The following is a 17,455-nucleotide window of genomic DNA, read 5'->3' on the forward strand; positions in this document are numbered from 1 at the left end:
GCATATTTCTTGGCAAATCACCATTAACCGTTGAGTTACCACGGTCGTTTACGCTTGCGGCACCTTTGTTGTGGAGTAAGAGCATGTCCGGCGTATCGCGTGATCAGGATGTGGACATCGATCTCAGTCAGCTGGTTCGCGCCGTCTGGGCGCGCCGGCTCAGGATCTTGACGATCACGCTCGTGGGGGCGGGCGTCGCTTTCGCCGGCGCCAAGATCATGTCGCCGCAATATCGCAGCGAAACCCGCATCCTCATCGAGCCCCGCGCGCCGGCCTTCGCCAGCACTCAGCAGGTAAACGACGCAGGCGCCGGCCCGCTGATGGACGAGCTGAATATCGCCAGCCAGGTGCAGCTGTTGCAATCTGCCGATCTCCTGAAGAAGGTGATCAACGACCTGAAGCTCTACAATCTGCCGGAATTCGACGATGCCGCCAACGGCTCGGCGATGAGCAGCATCCTCGTGAAGCTGCATCTGAGGAAGAACCCGATGGAGAACCCGCCGGAAGAGCGGGTGATCGACGCTTTCGTCGAGCGGCTGCAGGTCTATCAGGTGCCGGGCTCACGCGTCATCGGCATCAGTTTCACCTCCAAGGACCCGAAGCTCGCTGCCGCCATTCCGAACGCCATGGCGAATGTTTATCTTTCCACCCAGAGCGGCGCCAAGCTCGATTCCAACTCCGAGGCGACGCGCTGGCTGGAGCCGGAGATCGAAAGCCTGCGCCGCAAGGTCAGCGAGGCCGAGAAGAAGGTTGCCGAATATCGCACCAGCCATGGGCTCTTACAGACGAACGGCACGACCACCTTTCCCGCCCAGCAGCTGAACGACATCTCCGCTGAGCTCACCCGCGTGCGCGGCGACCAGGCCAATGCCGAGGCGAGGGCGCAGGCGGTGCGCAATGCGCTGTCTTCGGGCGAAGCTTCCGACACGCTGCCTGACATCATGTCCTCGCAGGCGATTCAGCGGCTGAAGGGAACGGAATCGGGCCTGCGGTCGCAAGTCTCAGACCTGCAGACCAGCCTTCTCAATAGCCATCCGCGGCTGAAAAGTCTGCGTGCCCAGCTTGCCGACATCCGCGGACAGATCCGCCAGGAGACACAGAAGATCCTCGCGAGCATCGAAAACGAGGCGAAGGTCGCTGATCTCAGGGCAAGCGAGCTCGAGCGGCAGAAGGACACGGTGCAAGCCAACAGCGCCCGCGCCGGCGAGGACGAAGTCGGCCTCAATGCGCTGGAGCGCGAGGCGACCGCTCAGCGTCAGTTGCTCGAAACCTATCTGGTGCGCTACCGCGAGGCCGCCTCCCGCGCTGACAGCAACTCGAGCCCGGCCGACGCCCGCATCGTTTCCAAGGCCATCGAGCCCGTCGATCCCTATTTCCCCAAGGTCGTGCCGATCGTCGTCGTCGCAGCCGTCGCCACACTGATCCTCAGCGCCATCGTCACCATGCTGGCCGAACTCTTCAGCGGCAGGGCGCTTCGCCCGATCGATGCGTCGGCTGAGACAATCGAGACGGAAACGGGCGCCGAAAAGAAGATTGGGCCGCAGGCAGCTCCCGTCGTCGCCGTCCGGAGTCCCGCCCGGGCGAGCATGCTCGCCGTGGTCGCCGAGGAAGAGGATGCGATCGACGAGGCTGCTGCGCAGGTACCGGAGGACGACAATGAATTCTCCGTCGCCTCGGTTGCCGTTTATCTCACCGGCAGCCGGGCGCCGCTGGCAATCGCGATATCTCCGACCGGTGACGATGGTTCGGCGGCGACGGTTTTGCTGACCCGCATTCTCGCCGATGCCGGCCGTCGCGTCGTCCTGATCGATATGACCGGTTCCGGCCATCCCACGGAACTGATGGCCGAAGACCAGGGCGCTCCTGGTGTCACCGACCTGCTCTGCGGCGAGGCCGCCTTCGGCGACACGATCCACAGCGATCGGCTTTCAGATGCCCATCTAATCCCACAGGGCCGGAGCGACGTACGCCGCGCCATGCGCGGTGTCGATCGGCTGGCGCTGCTGCTCGATGCGCTGGCCTCTGCCTACGATCTCGTGGTCGTCGAATGCGGCGCTGCCGATGTTGCCGGCGTCTCGCGCCTGACGCGCAGCCGGGATGTCGAGATCATCCTCTCCCTGCCGCAGATCGAGGAGACCGTTTTCGTAACGCTGATGACCGAATTCCAGGCTGCCGGCTACGAGCGCGTCGTGCTGATGTCGGACGGCGAAGCGGCAGAGCAGAGGCTCGGCCAGGCGGCCTGACGCATTGCGAGGGTGTCGCGATTTGCGGCAACAACATGCCAAGGACAAAGACCGCTCAGCCGATCCTTGCCCGGATCGCCTGGGCGAATTTATAGAGCTTCGGGCGCGCCTTGATATGCGCCTTGCCCCGCGTGACGATCCTGTGCGCCGCGCCGGCGGCGACGCCGATCGGCGAGACCGGCAGCACCACGTCGTAATGCGCGGTCTCGACCGGCGCCCAGGATCGTTTGTAGGTCTGATCGCCGAGGCCGAAATCGAACAGCGCGACGCCTTTGCCGTGCAATCCCGAGATGGTCTGCCAATAGAGGAATTCGCCGGGGCTCGTATCCGGCACGAGGTCTTCGTCGATCGCCCCGAATTGGCAGATGACGTGATCGCCCTTACGCGAGATGCCTGAGATCGCAGCGATCCGGTCCTCATTCCCGCCCTTCAGCCGCAGGACATGCATCTGCAGGCCGAAGAACTGCCTGGTTTCATCCTGCTTGTCGATGAGGCCGTGCAGGAAGGCCTGTGTTTCCCGCTCGGCAAAGACATCGGGCAGGCCAAGGCTGGCGAAGCGGGTACTTTTCAGACGGAAGAAGATATCGAGCAGGCGATGCTGCTCTTCCGATGTTTCGGGGATGACGTATTCGACGCCGCCGGCGGCCTCGAGACGCCGCGATTGAACGCGGAATTTCTTACGCCGGCTCTTGGCGTTGATCTGTTTCAGCGTCTCCTCGAAAACGGCAAGCAGCGGCAGTTGATAGGCGTGGTTCTGGTTTTGCACCATCGGCAGCCCGGTAAGCGGCGTCTGCCGTCCGCGCCATTCCAACGGAATGTTTTGCAGCAACAGCAGATCGGCCCGCCCCTTCAACGCTTGCTGAAGCTGACGAGCGAATTTTTCGGCGTCGATGCTGCCGCCGCTTTCGGCGAAATTCCTCGAGAATAGACCGGTATTGATATTGCTGTGATCGGCAGCGATGAATTTCGCGACGGCAAGACCGCGCGACTTGACGATCTCGACCGGCAGAATGAAGGCCGTCTCGCCGGCATAGGTGCCTTTGAGGATGGCCAGCGGGCGTTGAAAGGCGCTTACCCAGGCGGCGCACCAATCGTAGCTCTGATGGAGCGACTGGAGATTGTCGGCCTCCAGAGCCCGCCAATCATCCTCCAACGGCTGCATCGCGTCGAAAACCGCGATGTCGATATTGGCCATGGCAAGTTTCATGCTCACCTGGCGGAGGCGTGAAATCGCCGTGTCGGCCAGCGCTGCGTCGTCTGACGGCTGTTCACGGACGTCGAACTTTTGCGTCTGCACTGGAATTCTCCGGTCAAAATGCTGAGCGGGAAGGTAGTAATGCAGGGCGTATATTAGGTTTAATCGTCGGCTATCAGCGAGGTTTTCCCCCGATCACGGTTATCCGGCCGTTAATGGCCTACTGCTGCCGCGGTCCGGCCATCCATTTGATGATCACCATCGCCGGCAAGACCCAAAGCAGGCCGGTGAGCAGGAAATAGAGCAGGTGCCCCCACCACGGCGCGTTGCCGAGCGTCGCCACGGCGATCGTGTTCGCCACCAGCGCGTAGACGAGCACGAGCACGATGATGAGGATCGTGCCGATGAATTTGCGGAGGCGGACGGGCATTTTGATCCCTTGTCTGGGTGGCGCGAACCGGCGCGACGGCATGCCGCAAAGGTTCGGGGCTTGTTTTGCATGAGCCGGTGGGGCAAATCAACTGCCGGATAGAAGGAGACATCATGGCCGTCGCGAACCTCACCACGGAACAGGCGATCCTGAGCGAAGTGCGCAAGCAGAACCGCAATCGCCGCGCCTTGCGGCTGTGGCTCGGCTTCGTGCTTTTAGCACTCTTCTGTCTCGTGCTCGTCGGCGGCGCCACGCGGCTGACCAATTCCGGCCTGTCGATCACCGAATGGAAGCCGATCCATGGCGTCATTCCGCCGCTGTCGGCTGCCGAATGGGAGGAGGAGTTCCGCCTCTATCAGCGCATTCCCGAATTTCAGCAATTGAACAGCTCCATGACGGTCGACGAGTTCAAGGGCATTTTCTGGTGGGAATGGGCCCACCGGCTGATCGCCCGCGGCATCGGCGTGATTTTCGCGCTGCCGCTTATCTTTTTCTGGCTGACGGGACGCATCGAAAGGCGCCTGCGCTGGCCGCTCGTCGGCATTCTGGCGCTCGGCGGCCTGCAGGGTTTTATCGGCTGGTGGATGGTGTCCTCGGGTCTTTCCGTCCGCACCGATGTCAGCCAATACCGGCTCGCGACACATCTCGTCATGGCCTGCCTGATCTTTGCCGGCTGCATGTGGATCATGCGCGGTCTCTCGCCACATTCCAACGATCCGGCGCCGGCACGAAGCTCGCGCGCATTTGCTGCCGCGATCGCTATTTTCTCGCTGTTCCAGATCTATCTCGGTGCGCTGGTGGCCGGGCTCGACGCCGGCCTTTCCTACAATACCTGGCCGCTGATGGACGGCGCCGTCATCCCGTCGGATCTGCTGATCCAGCAGCCTTTCTGGATCAACGCCTTCGAGAACCCGAAGACCGTACAGTTCATCCACCGCATCGGCGCCTATGCGCTCTTCGCGTTGACTTTGATCAACATGGTCATTGCTCTGCGCGCCGCACCCTGGACCACCCACGCCCGCCGCGCCGTGGTGCTTTTCTCGCTGGTGACGCTGCAGGCGGCGCTCGGCGTCGCCACGCTGCTGATGCAGGTGCCGCTCCACTGGGGCCTGCTGCATCAGGCCGGCGCTCTGGTGGTCTTCGGTTTCGCCGTCGCCAATTGGCGCGGCTTTTACGGCGAATATCCGCACGCCACGGCAATTGCGGAGCGCGATTGAAGCGCAAGCCGTTTAACGCAGCACGCCGTCGAGCAGCGGCATGCCGATGATCGCAGCGGCGGCGATCAGCACATAGCAGGCGATGCGGAAGGTCCGTTCCTCGGCCAGGCCGAACAGTTTCGAGCCGCCGTAAAGCCCCAGCGCATAACTCGGCAGAATGACGGCCGTCAGGGCAAAGACGGCGGGGACGAGCAGACCGCCGACATAATAGCTGATGGCGCTGAAGATGGTGGAAATGGAGAAATAGAGCACGACATTGGCTCTGACGCGCGTGAAATCGCTCTTGCCGCCGAGCCAATAGGAGACGACAGGCGGTCCGCCGAGCTGTGCGGCGCCACTGAACAGGCCGGCAATCAGGCCGACGCCGCTGCTGAGTGGTGCCGAAGGCGCGCCGTGATAACGCCATCCGGAGACGAGAAGCGCGAGCAGTGAGATGGCGATGATCGTGATGCTCCAGCGCAACAGCGTCGGGTCGAGCAGTGCCAGCATTGCCGTGCCGGCCGGGACGCCGAGTGCCGCACCCGCGGCCATGACGAAGACCTCGGGCCGGTTGGCGTTGCGCCAAGCGGGTGGAATCATCCCGAGCGTGGCAATGCCATCGATGACGAGCAGGATCGGCGAGGCCAGTTTTGGCCCGATGATGGCGCCACCGAGCGGAATGAAGATCAGCGCTGCCCCGAAACCGGAAAAGCCGCGGGCGAGCCCGGCGATGAAGGCAAAGGCCATCAGGGCATAGATGCCGTGATCGGGCAGGGCGGCGGCAAACCAGGCCTGCCCGTCGGTGATAAGCGCATCCAGCGTCATGACGTCAGGAAGCGAGCATCAGGTCCATGTTCTGCACGGCGGCACCCGAGGCGCCCTTGCCGAGATTGTCGAGCAGCGCCACCAGATTGACCTGGGAACCGCCCGGCGTGCCGAAGACGAAGAGCTTCATCGTGTCCTTGCCTTCGAGTTCGACGGCGTTGACACGCGGGAGCGCCTTGCTGTCGGAAAGCGGCACGACGGTGACGATGTCCTGGCCGGCATAATGGGCGGCGAGTGCCGCATGAATGCTCTCCATCGTCGTGCCCTCGGCGAGATCGTCGAGATGCAGCGGCACCTGCACGATCATGCCCTGCGCGAATTTGCCGACCGATGGCGAGAAGATCGGTGCGCGGTCGAGCAGGCCGTGCACCGTCATTTCGGGCACGTGCTTGTGGGTGAGGGGAAGACCGTAGAGGAAATGCGGGGCGGAGATCGCATCCGGGTGATCCGGATTTTCCATCTGGGCAATCATCTGCTTGCCACCGCCGGTATAGCCGGAAACCGCATTGACCGTGACCGGGTAGCCGTCCGGCAGAATGCCGGCGGCACGCAGCGGCCGGATAAGGCCGATTGCACCGGTCGGATAGCAACCGGGGTTGGCGACGAAACGCGCGGCTTTGATCTTGTCGGCCTGGGCGCCGTCCATTTCGGCAAAGCCGTAGGCCCAGCCGGGATTGACACGGAAGGCGGTCGAGGTGTCGATGACGCGCACATTGTTGTTGACCGAGACCATCTGAACCGCTTCCTTCGATGCATCGTCGGGCAGGCAGAGAATGGCGATATCGGCGTTGTTCAGCATGTCCTCGCGCATGGCGGCGTTGCGCCGCTCAGCCTCGGGAATGGACAGAAGCTCGACATCGCGGCGGCCGGCCATGCGCGTGCGGATCTGCAGACCCGTTGTGCCGTGTTCGCCGTCGATGAAGATTTTCGGTGCCATGTTAACCTGCGCTTTCAATGGGTTCAGAAGGTTTCCGGATTCATTTTGGGATAATAAGTCAGCCTTGTGACACGGCGATGGCGCGTCGCTCCGCATGAAGCCCCAGCATATACATCGCCACCGTTGCCCCGGCAATGGCGGTGATATCGGCGTGGTCGTAAGGTGGCGAAACCTCGACGATATCGGCGCCGCGAATATCGAGCTGATGCAGGCGCTGCAGCACTGAGAGGATCTTGGCGCTCGACGGTCCGCCGGCGACCGGCGTGCCGGTGCCGGGCGCAAAGGCCGGATCGAGGCAATCGATATCGAAGGTGAGATAGGCCGGCGCCCCGCGAGTGTGGGAGATGATTGCCGAAGCGATGTCGCCGGCAGTCATATCCTCCACCTGATGACCATGGAGAATATTGATGCCGCAATCCTCCGGCGCATGGGTGCGGATGCCGATCTGAATCGAGCGATCGGGGTCGATGATGCCCTCGCGGGTGGCCCGTGCGACGAATGAGCCATGGTCGATACGCCGCTCTTCGTCGAACCAGGTGTCCTGATGCGCGTCGAACTGCACGAGCGCCAGCGGCCCGTGTTTTGCCGCATGCGCTTTCAGCAGCGGCCAGGTGACGTAATGATCGCCGCCGAGCGTCAGCAGAAAAACGCCGCTGTCGAGGATCACGTTCGCCTGGCGTTCGATCGCGCCAGGCGTATCCTGGTGATTGCCGTAATCGAGCAGGCAATCGCCGTAGTCGATCACGGCCATGTCGGCGAACAATTCGCGGTTGAAGGGATATTGCGCATCATTGTCGAAGATCGCCGAGGCACGCCGGATCGCTTGCGGGCCGAAGCGCGTGCCCGGCCGGTTCGATGTGGCGGCGTCGAAGGGAATGCCCCAGACGGCGACATCGACGCCGGAAAGTTCCTTGGTGAAGCGGCGGCGCATGAAGGACAGGGCGCCGGCAAAGGTCGGGTCGCTGGCAGCTGAGGTGAGGCTGGTCGCCGTGAAGGCGTGATCGATGGTCTTGTTCGCCAAGTCATGCTCCTTGTTTCGGTCGCAGAACCAATGTCGCGTCCAGTGCAGACGCTGCATTGCGGGGTGTTCGACGCAGAGCGTCGGCGTTGGTCCGCGCAAAGGAATTGGCCGATCCCTTTGCGCAGAAAGGGGTAGGCGAGGTGTCAACGGATTTCAAGCAGTCGTTCGGATAACAGCATCGCCGAGGCTTGCCAACGAGGCGCTGTCATCCCTCTGCACTGACGATTTTGATAAAAGCTGTGGTTTAGTCTGTTCTTCCCCAAAAGTTATAATTGCAGAAAAATTGCTGTTTCTCTATGCAAGGCCGGATTGCAGATTCGGGTGCTCATAGTCGGTAAGAATACGAAATTTTTGGGAATATTTAAGTGATTTACCGACGAGAGATTGACGGCCTGCGGGCAGCCGCAGTGATGCCCGTTATTTTATTTCATGCGGGCTTTAGTCTCTTCAGCGGCGGTTTCATCGGCGTCGACGTCTTCTTCGTGATCAGCGGATTTCTGATCTCCTCGATCATCCTCGAGGAGATGCGCTACGGCACCTTCTCGCTGGCGGCGTTCTTCGAGCGCCGCGCCCGCCGACTCCTGCCAGCCCTGTTTCTCGTCGTTCTGTGCTGTCTGCCCTTTGCCTGGCTTTGGGTGATGCCGGAGGAGTTTCGCGCCTTCTCCGACAGCCTGATTGCCACCAGCCTCTCCGGCGCCAATTTCCTGTTCTGGTTCAAGAGCGGCTATTTTGCGCCGGAGGCCGGAGAGGTGCCGCTGCTTCACATCTGGAGCCTGGCCGTCGAAGAACAGTATTACATGTTCTTTCCGCTGCTCGTCATATTCATGTGGAAGCGCAAGCCGAGCTGGCTCTTTGCGGTCCTGGTTGTGATCGCGCTTGCCAGCCTTGCCTACAGCGAGTGGGCGTCGCGCGCCTTTCCCTCGGCCAATTTCTGTTTCTTGCCGTCGCGGGCCTGGGAATTTCTGGCCGGATCGATCTGCAGTTTCATCCAGTTAAAGGGGCAAACGCGCGGCAGCAATCCGTTGTCGCTCGTTGGCTTCGGCATGATCGCCTTCTCCGTCCTCTATTTCGACGAAACCGCGCCCATACCCTCGACGCTTGCCCTGGTTCCCGTGGTCGGCGCGACGCTCGTGCTGCTCTATGCGCGACAGGGAACCTGGGTGGCGGCAATGCTTTCAACCCGCGCCCTGACGATGATCGGCCAGATCAGCTACAGCGCCTATCTCTGGCATCAGCCGCTTTTTGCCTTTGCGCGGATCCGTAGTATTGATCCCCCGCCGCTGACCGTAATGGGCGCTCTCGCCTGCCTTTCGCTTGTACTGGCCTATATCTCGTGGCGTTTCGTCGAGCAGCCGTTCCGCAGGGGTGAGCGCCGATTGTTGCCGTCGACCCGCAGCCTGGTCGCATCGGTATCCGTGGTGCTTGCAGCCTTTATCACCTTCGGCATTTACGGCCACGACACGCGCGGCATTCCATGGCGTCTGCCTGCGCCAATCAAGGAATTCATGGCGAACAATGATTGGAGCAAGACCTGCCTTCTCGAGGGCGCGTCGGGCTGGGATACGATGCCGATCAAGGGCTGCGTATTCAACGGCAGCCACGCACAGACATACGCCATCCTCGGAGATTCCCTGGCCTCGTCGCTGACGCCGGCGCTGGCCAAGCGTCTGGACGGCATGAATATCGGCCTGCAGCAGATCACCCACAGCTTCTGTGCGCCGATCGCCGACGTCTCGATGGTCCCGCACCAGGCGCGCGACTGCGGTGCCTTCAACGCTGCGGCGATCGACCATCTCGTCAAGAGCAAGGTGAAAACGGTCTTTCTCGCTGCCTCCTGGAAGATCTTTTTCGAGCAGTCGCGCTACAGGTTCAGCGGCGAGGAAGTCGCGACATCAGACGTAGGGCAGCGGTTGAGGGATGCCTTCGACAAAACCGTCGGCGAGCTGACGTCGGTCGGCATCCGCGTCGTCATCATCTATCCGCATCCGCGCGGCGACACGGAGATCACCGCCAAGGTCGCGAAGCTGATGCACAAGGGCACGCCGGCGCCGACGATCACGATCGCCTAGGATGAATTTCTCAAGCAATCGGCGCCTACCTATGCCTATCTCGACGACCCCAAGGATAGCCATGTGCTGCGCGTCAATCCGGCCAAGATTTTCTGCGGGATGGAGACGGGCCGGTGCGATCTGGCGCGGGGAGGCAAGACCTTCATTTCCGACAAGGTGCATTTCACCCCGGCAGGTGCGGAAGCCGTCGCCGACGAAATCATGGTCACTCTCGGGCGAGACGACATGGCGGACGGGAATGGTATGGCAGCGCTCGCTTCCGACTAATGCATGTCGCCCGGAAGTGTGCAGCGGTTCCGGTAACGACCTTCATAAAACCAAAGGACTGAAGCGCGTCGGATCTTTCAGACGCGTCCTTCTGCTTTATTTACGCATGCCGTTGCCGCAGAAGCGCTGCATGGTTTTGCGCGGCATGCTGTGGGTCCTGAAGCGCGCACAGCGCTGCAGCGGCTCCGACCTTTTAAGAGCCGATTGCACAACAAAAAAGGCCGGGTTTCCCCGGCCTTCGTATTTCCGTCTGTCCAAAGCGATTAGCGCTTGGAGAACTGGAACGAACGGCGGGCTTTTGCCTTGCCGTACTTCTTGCGTTCGACGACGCGGCTGTCGCGGGTCAGGAAGCCGCCCTTCTTCAGCACCGAGCGCAGGCCCGGTTCGAAGTAGGTGAGCGCCTTGGAAAGGCCGTGGCGAACGGCACCGGCCTGGCCGGAGAGGCCGCCGCCGGCAACGGTTGCGACGATGTCGAACTGGCCGTCACGGGCAGCCGCGACGATCGGCTGGCGCAGGATCATCTGCAGCACCGGACGGGCGAAATATTCCGCGAATTCCTTGCCGTTGACGATGATCTTGCCGGAGCCCGGCTTGACCCAGACGCGGGCGACGGCGTTCTTGCGCTTGCCGGTCGCGTAGGAGCGGCCGAGCGAATCGACCTTGCGGACGTGCGCCGGAGCAGCAGCTTCGGAAGCCGTGCCGAGATCCTTCAGGGAGGAGAGGTCAGCCATGATCAGGCGCTCCTTACATTCTTTTTGTTGAGCGCGGCAACGTCGAGGGCGACCGGCTGCTGGGCTTCATGGGGATGGTTGGCGCCGGCGTAGACGCGCAGGTTCTTCATCTGGCGACGGCCGAGCGGGCCGCGCGGAACCATGCGCTCGACGGCCTTTTCGAGGACGCGCTCCGGGAAGCGGCCTTCGATGATCTGGCGTGCGGTGCGCTCCTTGATGCCGCCGGCGTAACCGGTGTGCCAGTAGTAGACCTTGTCGGAATACTTCTTGCCGGTGAAAACGACCTTGTCGGCATTGATGACGATGACGTTGTCGCCGTCGTCAACGTGGGGGGTGAAGGTTGCCTTGTGCTTGCCGCGCAGGCGCATAGCGATGATGGAAGCGAGACGGCCAACGACCAGCCCTTCGGCGTCGATGATCACCCACTTCTTCTCCACCTCTGCAGGCTTCTGGGAGAAGGTAGCCATAGTGAATACTCTCTTTTGGGACCCTTGCCCGAAGGCTGGAAGGGCGTTTCTTGTTGCTTGGATTGGCAGGCGCAAGACATGCCAAAAAGAAAGCAGCCCGGAAGGCTGCGTTCTGGTGCGGTGTATAAAGGGAATGTGACATCGGGTCAATATCGTCATTTTCGGCGACCTGAAAAAAACGATAGGAAAAACAACAACTTACCTATACGGTATTATAATACCTCATAATTGCCGAGATCGCTGGATGGCCTGCTTTGGCTTTTTACCGCTACCGCGACTTGGATTTGACGCGACGGGCCAGGATCGCAAGTGGTCCTAATCCTTGAACTCCCGCAGACATTTCATCATTTCCCGAAGGCCGCGTGTCAGATGTTTGTCCCGGCGCAGAACCATGCCGAGCCGGCGCATGAGCTTCGGTTTCAGCGACGACGTTGTCACCAGACCGGCAAGGTCGCGCTTGAGCGCCAGCCCCGGCAGGATCGACCAGCCGAGCCCCACCGCCACCAACTCCTTGATAGCCTCGACGCTGCCGAACTCCATCGCAGGGCGGGTCCTGATATCGGGGGCGGCCAACCAAGCGTCGATTGCTCGCCTCGTATTGCCTCCCTCATAAAGCAGCAGCGTCCTGTCGCGCATGAAGGCAGCGTCCGGCCCGCCTTCGGGCACGAGGCTGCCGACGGGAGCGACCGCGAGCAACTCCTCCTCGTAAAACGGTTCGATCGCGAAATTCCGTCCCGAGGCCGGCAGAGCGACGACGGCGATGTCGAGACTGTTGGTTTCCAGATCGCGCAGAATATCGTCGGCATTGCCGATATGGACGGTGATTTCGAGGCCGGGCATCGCCTTCCTGGCAGCGGCGATGGCGCGTGGAAGCAGGTGGATCGAGGCGGTGCCGCCGCTGCCGATGCGCACGCGGCCGCTGGCGCCTTCCCTGTGCGGCAGCATCGCTTCTTCCGCCGCTGCCACTTGCTGAAGCAGACGCCTCGCGTGCGAAAGCAGGTCAAGGCCCGCCGCCGTCGGCTGCGCTCGCCGTCCGACACGCTCGATCAGCCGGACGCCGAGCCGCTGCTCAAGGCCTTTGACCTGCAGGCTGACCGCCGGTTGCGTCACGCCCTCCTTGTCGGCGGCGGCCGTAAAGCTTCCGAGGTCGGCGACATTGACGAAGCTCGCGAGCTGATCGAGATTAAGTGGCATATAAAAGAAATCCTTATGCACATCATAATATCCATAAGCTTCTTTCATTCCATCTTCCAGCGCATCCTTCCTTCGTTGAGAAAAGGACGAAGAGATGACCCTGGAATTCGATGCAATCTTTGAAACGCCGCGCAATGCGCTTCGGTCGAAACTCCGGCGGACGGTCCGCTGGGGTCGAGGCTTGTCGGCGGCCGTCGAGCATTGGCTCACAAAGCGACGCAGCCGCCGCAGGCTTTCGGAACTCACCGATGAAGACCTTCGCGATATCGGCCTGACCCGTGCGCAGGCGACGGCCGAGACATCGAAATCATGGTTCTGGTCCTGACCATGCCGCCGGGGGGAGGGAGGATCCTGCTCGAAAGTGCCGGCGCCTTGTGGCAGAACAGCTGTGTGGAAATCGAGCAGCAGGGAGCAGCATCATGGCCGAAATCGTATCATTCCGGAAGGAAGCGGACAGGGCGGACGGGTTGTTGCTTCGCTCCCTGCGCGATGGCGTGCTGCGTCTCGTGCTCAACGACCCGCCGGCCAACGCGCTTTCGATCGCGCTTCTCGAGGCGCTGATGGCTGAGCTCGAAAAGGCGGGATCGGATGCTGATGTGCGCGTCATCGTTATCGCCTCGACCGGCTCCGTCTTTTCCGCCGGCCATGACCTCAAGGAACTCACCGCCCATCGCGTCGATGAAGATCAGGGGGCTGCCTTCTTCGAGAAGAGTTTCCGGCTCTGCGCCGATCTGATGCTGAAGATCACCCATCTGCCAAAACCCGTCATCGCCGAGATCGACGGGCTTGCAACGGCTGCCGGCTGTCAGCTCGTTGCCTCCTGTGATCTGGCCATCTGCACGGACACCTCGACGTTCTGCACGCCAGGCGTCAATATCGGCCTGTTCTGTTCGACGCCGATGGTGGCGGTAACCCGTGCCGCCCATCGCAAGCAGGCGATGGAGATGCTGCTGACCGGCGAGACGATCGATGCTTCGACGGCCAAGGATTTCGGCCTCGTCAACCGCATCGTGCCGAAGCAATATCTGGCGCAGGTCGTTGCCAAATATGCGGCCGTGATCGCCGGCAAATCGCCATTGACACTAAAGATCGGCAAGGAGGCCTTCTATCGGCAGCTCGAACTGCCGGTGGAGGCGGCCTATGACTATGCCGCCAGGGTGATGGTGGAGAACATGCTGACGCAGGATGCGCAGGAGGGTATCGGCGCCTTTCTCAGCAAGCGCAAGCCGGAGTGGAAGGGTGAATGATCACCCTAGCTTCAGAACCAGCACGCCGGCTGCGATGACGACGCCGGCGACGTAACGCCAAATTCCGGCTTTTTCCTTGAACACGGCGACCGAGATGACCAGCCCGAAGACGATCGCGGTTTCCCGCAACGCGGCGACGGTCGCGACCGGGGCCTTCGTCATTGCCCAGAGCGCCAGTCCGTAAGAAGCAATCGAACCCGCGCCGCCGATAAGGCCGCGCCACCAGTTGCGGCGAACGTGGCGCAGCACCGTCAGGCTGCCGCGCCGGGACGCCGCCCAGGCAAACAGCAGTATGGGCGGCAGCAGCGACATCCACAACGTATAGGAAACCGCGTTGCCTGAAAGGCGCGCGCCGATGCCATCGACATAGGTGTAGCTGGCGATGACGAAGGCATTGGCAATGGAGAGGACGACGGCACGGCCACTGCCCCGACGCGCCTCCAGGGCGAGCGTCAGGACGCCGGCTGAGATCGTCATGATGCCGGCGAGCGCGGCGCCGGAAAGGTCTTCACTGAGGACGACACCGCTTGTCGCGGCGATCAGCAACGGCGTGCAGCCACGCATCAGCGGATAGACCAGGCCGATATCCCCGGCCCGGTAGGCGGCGGCTACCAGCTGGAAATAGGCGAACTGCAGGATGGCCGAAGCGCCGATGAACGGCCAGGCCGCACTTTGCGGCAAGGGCAAAAATGCCAGGAACGGCAAGGCTGATACCGCGCCGCCGGCCGAAATCAGCGCCGCATCAAGGGATTTGTCGCTGCCCGCTTTGACGATCGCGTTCCATGTCGCATGCAGCAATGCACCGAACAGAACGAGCAGGATGACGTCGAGAGGCAAGGACCAAATCCGAAACTGCAGGGGAGGACATGCGCTTCGCCCCGACGGGGCAAGCTTCTGCAAGGACAACTGCGATTTGCACGAAACTGCTTTGCCGCGGTCGCGGATGCCTTCCTGTCTGGAATATCACCCTTTCAATATCCAAACAATCGCGGGGTACCCGACAATTATTACGTGCGCGCGACATACGTTCAATCCACGAGATCTCCTCAACTATGAGATGCTGCTAATGGACGACGGAACATAGGGTGGCCCTAAAGGGAACGAAAGAGGAAAGCGCCCGGAGGAATTTCGGAAGGGATCATTCTATGTTGCTGAAATACAGATATTATTCTATAACTTTGAAATACGCGGAAAATAAAGCTTTTGATTGTAAATTCCTTGGAAAATCGTAGCGCGCGATTGAGCCAGCCAACATTCGCAAACGCGAAGGGCGTAGGGCATCTGCCGCAATCACGGCGGCAAAAACCTCAAAGCTGATGATGTGGAACGAACAGCATCCCGTCCAGGTTGTCTATGTTCTGACAGTTCAGAACGGGGCAGCGAGGATCGTCTTTCGAGGGGATGTGGGTCCACTCGGCATAGTCGGTCGCGTCGCAATAATGGCTGTTGCGGACGTAACGATCATAGAGGGGCAGACCGCGGGGGGACTGATAGCGGAAGATGACGGCGCCCTGATTGTGGATGGCGGCGCGCACGCTGGCACAGCTCATGGTGAGTGGATTGTAGCGCGAGATTGCCAGTGCCGGCGATGCGGCGAGCACGAGCATGAGGGCAAGAGCGATTTTTTTCATCGAATCATCCTCAGAAACTATCCAACCCATATATACGGGAAAGGCGCGCAACTGGTTTCACGCAAAAGCAAAAATCACGCGCGCCGTGGCGAACGACTTTCGCAAGTGGAGAAGCGGACATGAATCACGACAGCTACACGGATGACTTCCTCGCCGGCATCTTGCATTCGGTGAAGACCATCGCCCTGACCGGCGCTTCGCCCAATCCGGCGCGGCCGAGCAACGGCGTCATGGGCTACCTGCTGTCGCGCGGCTATGAGGTCATTCCGGTCAACCCGGGGCAGGCGGGTAAACAGATCCACGGCCGCACTGTCTTTGCCCGGCTCGCCGACATTCCTGTGCCGATCGACATGATCGACGTCTTTCGCGCTGCCGAATATCTGGACGGCGTCGTCGAGGAGGCGCTGGTGCTGAGGCCGTTGCCGAAGGTCATCTGGGCGCAGCTCGGCGTCCGCGACGATGCGGCTGCGGCAAAGGCGGAGGCCGCCGGCATCAAGGTGGTGATGAACCGCTGCCCGGCGATCGAATATCCCCGGCTCATTGCCTGATCTCATTGCTGCGCTCCGCAGAGACGGATTTTCCACCGAACGCCGGTGGGTTGAAACGGATCGCGATTAACTTTCGTCCGGGAGAGGCTATGATCCCGGCCGTCAGCAATAACTGGAGGACGACATGGCCAAGAATGATCCGGGATTCAACACGTTGGCGATCCATGCCGGCGCCCAGCCCGACCCGGCGACCGGTGCGCGGGTAACGCCGATCTACCAGACGACCGCTTACGTCTTCAACGATTCCGATCATGCCGCCGCGCTCTTCGGCCTGCAGGCGTTCGGCAATATCTACACGCGCATCATGAACCCGACGCAGGCCGTGCTGGAGGAGCGCGTCGCAGCGCTCGAGGGCGGCACGGCGGCCCTTGCCGTCGCCTCCGGCCATGCCGCACAGATGATCGTCTTCCACACCATCATGCGCCCCGGCGAGAATTTCATTGCTGCACGCAAGCTTTACGGCGGCTCGATCAACCAGTTCGGCCATGCCTTCGAGAATTTCGGCTGGCAGGTGCGCTGGGCCGATTCCGCCGATCCGGCAAGCTTCGAAAGCCAGATCGACGAGAAGACGCGCGGCATCTTCATCGAGAGCCTCGCCAATCCCGGTGGCACCTTCGTCGATATCGCGGCGATCGCCGAGGTTGCGCACCGCAACGGCCTGCCGCTCATCGTCGACAATACGATGGCAACCCCCTATCTCATCCGTCCGATCGAACACGGCGCCGACATCGTCGTGCATTCGCTGACGAAATTCCTCGGCGGCCACGGCAATTCCATGGGCGGCCTTATCGTCGACGGCGGCACTTTCGACTGGTCAAAATCCGGCAATTACCCCATGCTGTCCAGCCCGCGGCCGGAATATAACGGCATGGTCCTGCATGCGACCTTCGGCAATTTCGCCTTCGCCATCGCCGCCCGCGTTCTCGGCCTGCGCGATCTCGGGCCGGCGATCTCGCCCTTCAACGCCTTCCTGATCCTGACGGGGATCGAGACATTGCCGCTCAGGATGCAGCGCCACAGCGACAATGCGATCGCCGTGGCGAGGTGGCTGAAGGCGCACAGCAAGATCGCCTGGGTGAATTATGCCGGCCTCGAGGACGACCCGAACCACACCCTGCAGCAGCGCTACTCGCCGAAGGGCGCCGGCTCCGTCTTCACCTTCGGCGTCAAGGGCGATTATGAGGCGGGCAAAACGCTGGTCGAGGGCCTTGAGCTCTTCTCTCATCTTGCCAACATCGGCGACACCCGCTCGCTCGTCATCCATCCCGCCTCGACGACGCACCGGCAGCTGAGCGACGAACAGAAGATCGCCGCCGGCGCCGGCCCCGATGTGGTGCGCCTTTCCGTCGGCATCGAGGACGTCAAGGACATCATCGCCGACCTCGAACAGGCGCTTTCGAAGATCTGAAACAGCCCAACCGGGAGGTAAGGCTGGCGAGGGGATCAGCTGGTCT

General features: G+C 61.6%; 16 protein-coding genes and 1 pseudogene. 7 read left to right on the forward strand and 10 right to left on the reverse strand.

Annotated features, from left to right (window positions below; translation table 11 throughout):
• The first annotated feature begins 83 nt into the window (after positions 1-83).
• Complete coding sequence (locus EFR00_RS12010; protein WP_077993309.1) at positions 84-2,243, forward strand: GumC family protein; 2,160 nt, start codon at positions 84-86, stop codon at positions 2,241-2,243.
• 55 nt (positions 2,244-2,298) lie between these two features.
• On the opposite strand, the gene EFR00_RS12015 is transcribed toward EFR00_RS12010, so the two are convergent.
• Both EFR00_RS12015 and EFR00_RS12020 read right to left on the reverse strand, forming a co-directional pair.
• Positions 2,299-3,540 carry a GNAT family N-acetyltransferase gene (locus EFR00_RS12015; RefSeq protein WP_077993311.1) on the reverse strand — a complete coding sequence of 414 codons (1,242 nt, stop codon included), beginning with the start codon at positions 3,538-3,540 and terminating at the stop codon, positions 2,299-2,301.
• A gap of 118 nt (positions 3,541-3,658) precedes the next feature.
• The gene (locus EFR00_RS12020) at positions 3,659-3,868 is read right to left on the reverse strand and encodes a DUF2842 domain-containing protein (RefSeq protein WP_003573983.1); all 210 of its coding nucleotides are present in this window, start codon (positions 3,866-3,868) and stop codon (positions 3,659-3,661) included.
• Positions 3,869-3,981: 113 nt separating this feature from the next.
• Between EFR00_RS12020 and EFR00_RS12025 the strand changes: the two genes are divergently transcribed.
• Positions 3,982-5,085 (forward strand): COX15/CtaA family protein, encoded by a 1,104-nt coding sequence (locus EFR00_RS12025; RefSeq protein ID WP_077993313.1) that lies wholly within the window; start codon positions 3,982-3,984, stop codon positions 5,083-5,085.
• Between the two features lie 12 nt (positions 5,086-5,097).
• On the opposite strand, the gene EFR00_RS12030 is transcribed toward EFR00_RS12025, so the two are convergent.
• The 3 genes from EFR00_RS12030 to speB are packed head-to-tail and all read right to left on the reverse strand — an operon-like array spanning position 5,098 to position 7,847.
• Positions 5,098-5,889 carry a sulfite exporter TauE/SafE family protein gene (locus EFR00_RS12030; RefSeq protein ID WP_009994233.1) on the reverse strand — a complete coding sequence of 264 codons (792 nt, stop codon included), beginning with the start codon at positions 5,887-5,889 and terminating at the stop codon, positions 5,098-5,100.
• A 4-nt stretch (positions 5,890-5,893) separates the two neighbouring features.
• Positions 5,894-6,826 (reverse strand): N-acetyl-gamma-glutamyl-phosphate reductase, encoded by a 933-nt coding sequence (gene argC, locus EFR00_RS12035; RefSeq protein ID WP_009994231.1) that lies wholly within the window; start codon positions 6,824-6,826, stop codon positions 5,894-5,896.
• A 58-nt stretch (positions 6,827-6,884) separates the two neighbouring features.
• Positions 6,885-7,847 carry an agmatinase gene (gene speB, locus EFR00_RS12040; protein WP_077993315.1) on the reverse strand — a complete coding sequence of 321 codons (963 nt, stop codon included), beginning with the start codon at positions 7,845-7,847 and terminating at the stop codon, positions 6,885-6,887.
• A gap of 365 nt (positions 7,848-8,212) precedes the next feature.
• Between speB and EFR00_RS12045 the strand changes: the two are divergent.
• A pseudogene (locus EFR00_RS12045) lies at positions 8,213-10,183 on the forward strand (acyltransferase family protein).
• A 263-nt stretch (positions 10,184-10,446) separates the two neighbouring features.
• On the opposite strand, the gene rpsI reads toward EFR00_RS12045, so the two are convergent.
• The 3 genes from rpsI to EFR00_RS12060 all read right to left on the reverse strand — a co-directional run bounded on the left by rpsI (position 10,447) and on the right by EFR00_RS12060 (position 12,623).
• Entirely contained in the window at positions 10,447-10,914 is a 468-nt protein-coding gene (rpsI, locus tag EFR00_RS12050) for a 30S ribosomal protein S9 (protein ID WP_009995734.1), read from the reverse strand.
• A 2-nt stretch (positions 10,915-10,916) separates the two neighbouring features.
• Positions 10,917-11,381 carry a 50S ribosomal protein L13 gene (gene rplM / locus EFR00_RS12055; RefSeq protein WP_008521951.1) on the reverse strand — a complete coding sequence of 155 codons (465 nt, stop codon included), beginning with the start codon at positions 11,379-11,381 and terminating at the stop codon, positions 10,917-10,919.
• 315 nt (positions 11,382-11,696) lie between these two features.
• Positions 11,697-12,623, reverse strand: a complete 927-nt coding sequence (locus tag EFR00_RS12060) for a LysR family transcriptional regulator (protein ID WP_245435259.1) — start codon at positions 12,621-12,623, stop codon at positions 11,697-11,699.
• A gap of 46 nt (positions 12,624-12,669) precedes the next feature.
• Here EFR00_RS12060 and EFR00_RS12065 point away from each other — a divergent pair, with 46 nt between their 5' ends.
• Together EFR00_RS12065 and EFR00_RS12070 are read left to right on the forward strand one after the other, a co-directional pair.
• Positions 12,670-12,900 carry a DUF1127 domain-containing protein gene (locus EFR00_RS12065; RefSeq protein WP_009995712.1) on the forward strand — a complete coding sequence of 77 codons (231 nt, stop codon included), beginning with the start codon at positions 12,670-12,672 and terminating at the stop codon, positions 12,898-12,900.
• A gap of 94 nt (positions 12,901-12,994) precedes the next feature.
• Entirely contained in the window at positions 12,995-13,822 is an 828-nt protein-coding gene (locus tag EFR00_RS12070; RefSeq protein ID WP_009995713.1) for an enoyl-CoA hydratase, read from the forward strand.
• Here the strand turns inward: EFR00_RS12070 and EFR00_RS12075 are convergent, their stop codons facing one another.
• Together EFR00_RS12075 and EFR00_RS12080 are read right to left on the reverse strand one after the other, a co-directional pair.
• Positions 13,823-14,659 (reverse strand): EamA family transporter, encoded by an 837-nt coding sequence (locus EFR00_RS12075; RefSeq protein WP_077993321.1) that lies wholly within the window; start codon positions 14,657-14,659, stop codon positions 13,823-13,825. It lies immediately after the preceding gene.
• Positions 14,660-15,129: 470 nt separating this feature from the next.
• Positions 15,130-15,453 carry a hypothetical protein gene (locus EFR00_RS12080; RefSeq protein ID WP_009995610.1) on the reverse strand — a complete coding sequence of 108 codons (324 nt, stop codon included), beginning with the start codon at positions 15,451-15,453 and terminating at the stop codon, positions 15,130-15,132.
• 119 nt (positions 15,454-15,572) lie between these two features.
• Between EFR00_RS12080 and EFR00_RS12085 the strand changes: the two genes are divergently transcribed.
• Positions 15,573-16,001: a CoA-binding protein gene (locus EFR00_RS12085; RefSeq protein ID WP_009995609.1), complete on the forward strand. Its 429-nt coding sequence runs from the start codon at positions 15,573-15,575 to the stop codon at positions 15,999-16,001.
• A gap of 124 nt (positions 16,002-16,125) precedes the next feature.
• Positions 16,126-17,409, forward strand: coding sequence for an O-acetylhomoserine aminocarboxypropyltransferase (locus EFR00_RS12090; RefSeq protein ID WP_077993323.1), 1,284 nt, complete (start codon positions 16,126-16,128; stop codon positions 17,407-17,409).
• The last annotated feature ends 46 nt before the right edge of the window (positions 17,410-17,455 follow it).

Source organism: Rhizobium sophoriradicis (genome assembly GCF_003939025.1).
GTDB classification, from domain to species: domain Bacteria; phylum Pseudomonadota; class Alphaproteobacteria; order Rhizobiales; family Rhizobiaceae; genus Rhizobium; species Rhizobium sophoriradicis.

Excerpts from the sequence above, each read along its gene's own strand:
- EFR00_RS12010 (WP_077993309.1), top strand. The coding sequence starts at position 84 with ATGTCCGGCGTATCGCGTGATCAGGATGTGGACATCGATCTCAGTCAG.
- EFR00_RS12020 (WP_003573983.1), bottom strand. The coding sequence starts at position 3,868 with ATGCCCGTCCGCCTCCGCAAATTCATCGGCACGATCCTCATCATCGTG.
- EFR00_RS12025 (WP_077993313.1), top strand. The coding sequence starts at position 3,982 with ATGGCCGTCGCGAACCTCACCACGGAACAGGCGATCCTGAGCGAAGTG.
- EFR00_RS12030 (WP_009994233.1), bottom strand. The coding sequence starts at position 5,889 with ATGACGCTGGATGCGCTTATCACCGACGGGCAGGCCTGGTTTGCCGCC.
- argC (WP_009994231.1), bottom strand. The coding sequence starts at position 6,826 with ATGGCACCGAAAATCTTCATCGACGGCGAACACGGCACAACGGGTCTG.
- rpsI (WP_009995734.1), bottom strand. The coding sequence starts at position 10,914 with ATGGCTGACCTCTCCTCCCTGAAGGATCTCGGCACGGCTTCCGAAGCT.
- rplM (WP_008521951.1), bottom strand. The coding sequence starts at position 11,381 with ATGGCTACCTTCTCCCAGAAGCCTGCAGAGGTGGAGAAGAAGTGGGTG.
- EFR00_RS12060 (WP_245435259.1), bottom strand. The coding sequence starts at position 12,623 with ATGAAAGAAGCTTATGGATATTATGATGTGCATAAGGATTTCTTTTAT.
- EFR00_RS12065 (WP_009995712.1), top strand. The coding sequence starts at position 12,670 with ATGACCCTGGAATTCGATGCAATCTTTGAAACGCCGCGCAATGCGCTT.
- EFR00_RS12070 (WP_009995713.1), top strand. The coding sequence starts at position 12,995 with ATGGCCGAAATCGTATCATTCCGGAAGGAAGCGGACAGGGCGGACGGG.
- EFR00_RS12080 (WP_009995610.1), bottom strand. The coding sequence starts at position 15,453 with ATGAAAAAAATCGCTCTTGCCCTCATGCTCGTGCTCGCCGCATCGCCG.
- EFR00_RS12085 (WP_009995609.1), top strand. The coding sequence starts at position 15,573 with ATGAATCACGACAGCTACACGGATGACTTCCTCGCCGGCATCTTGCAT.
- EFR00_RS12090 (WP_077993323.1), top strand. The coding sequence starts at position 16,126 with ATGGCCAAGAATGATCCGGGATTCAACACGTTGGCGATCCATGCCGGC.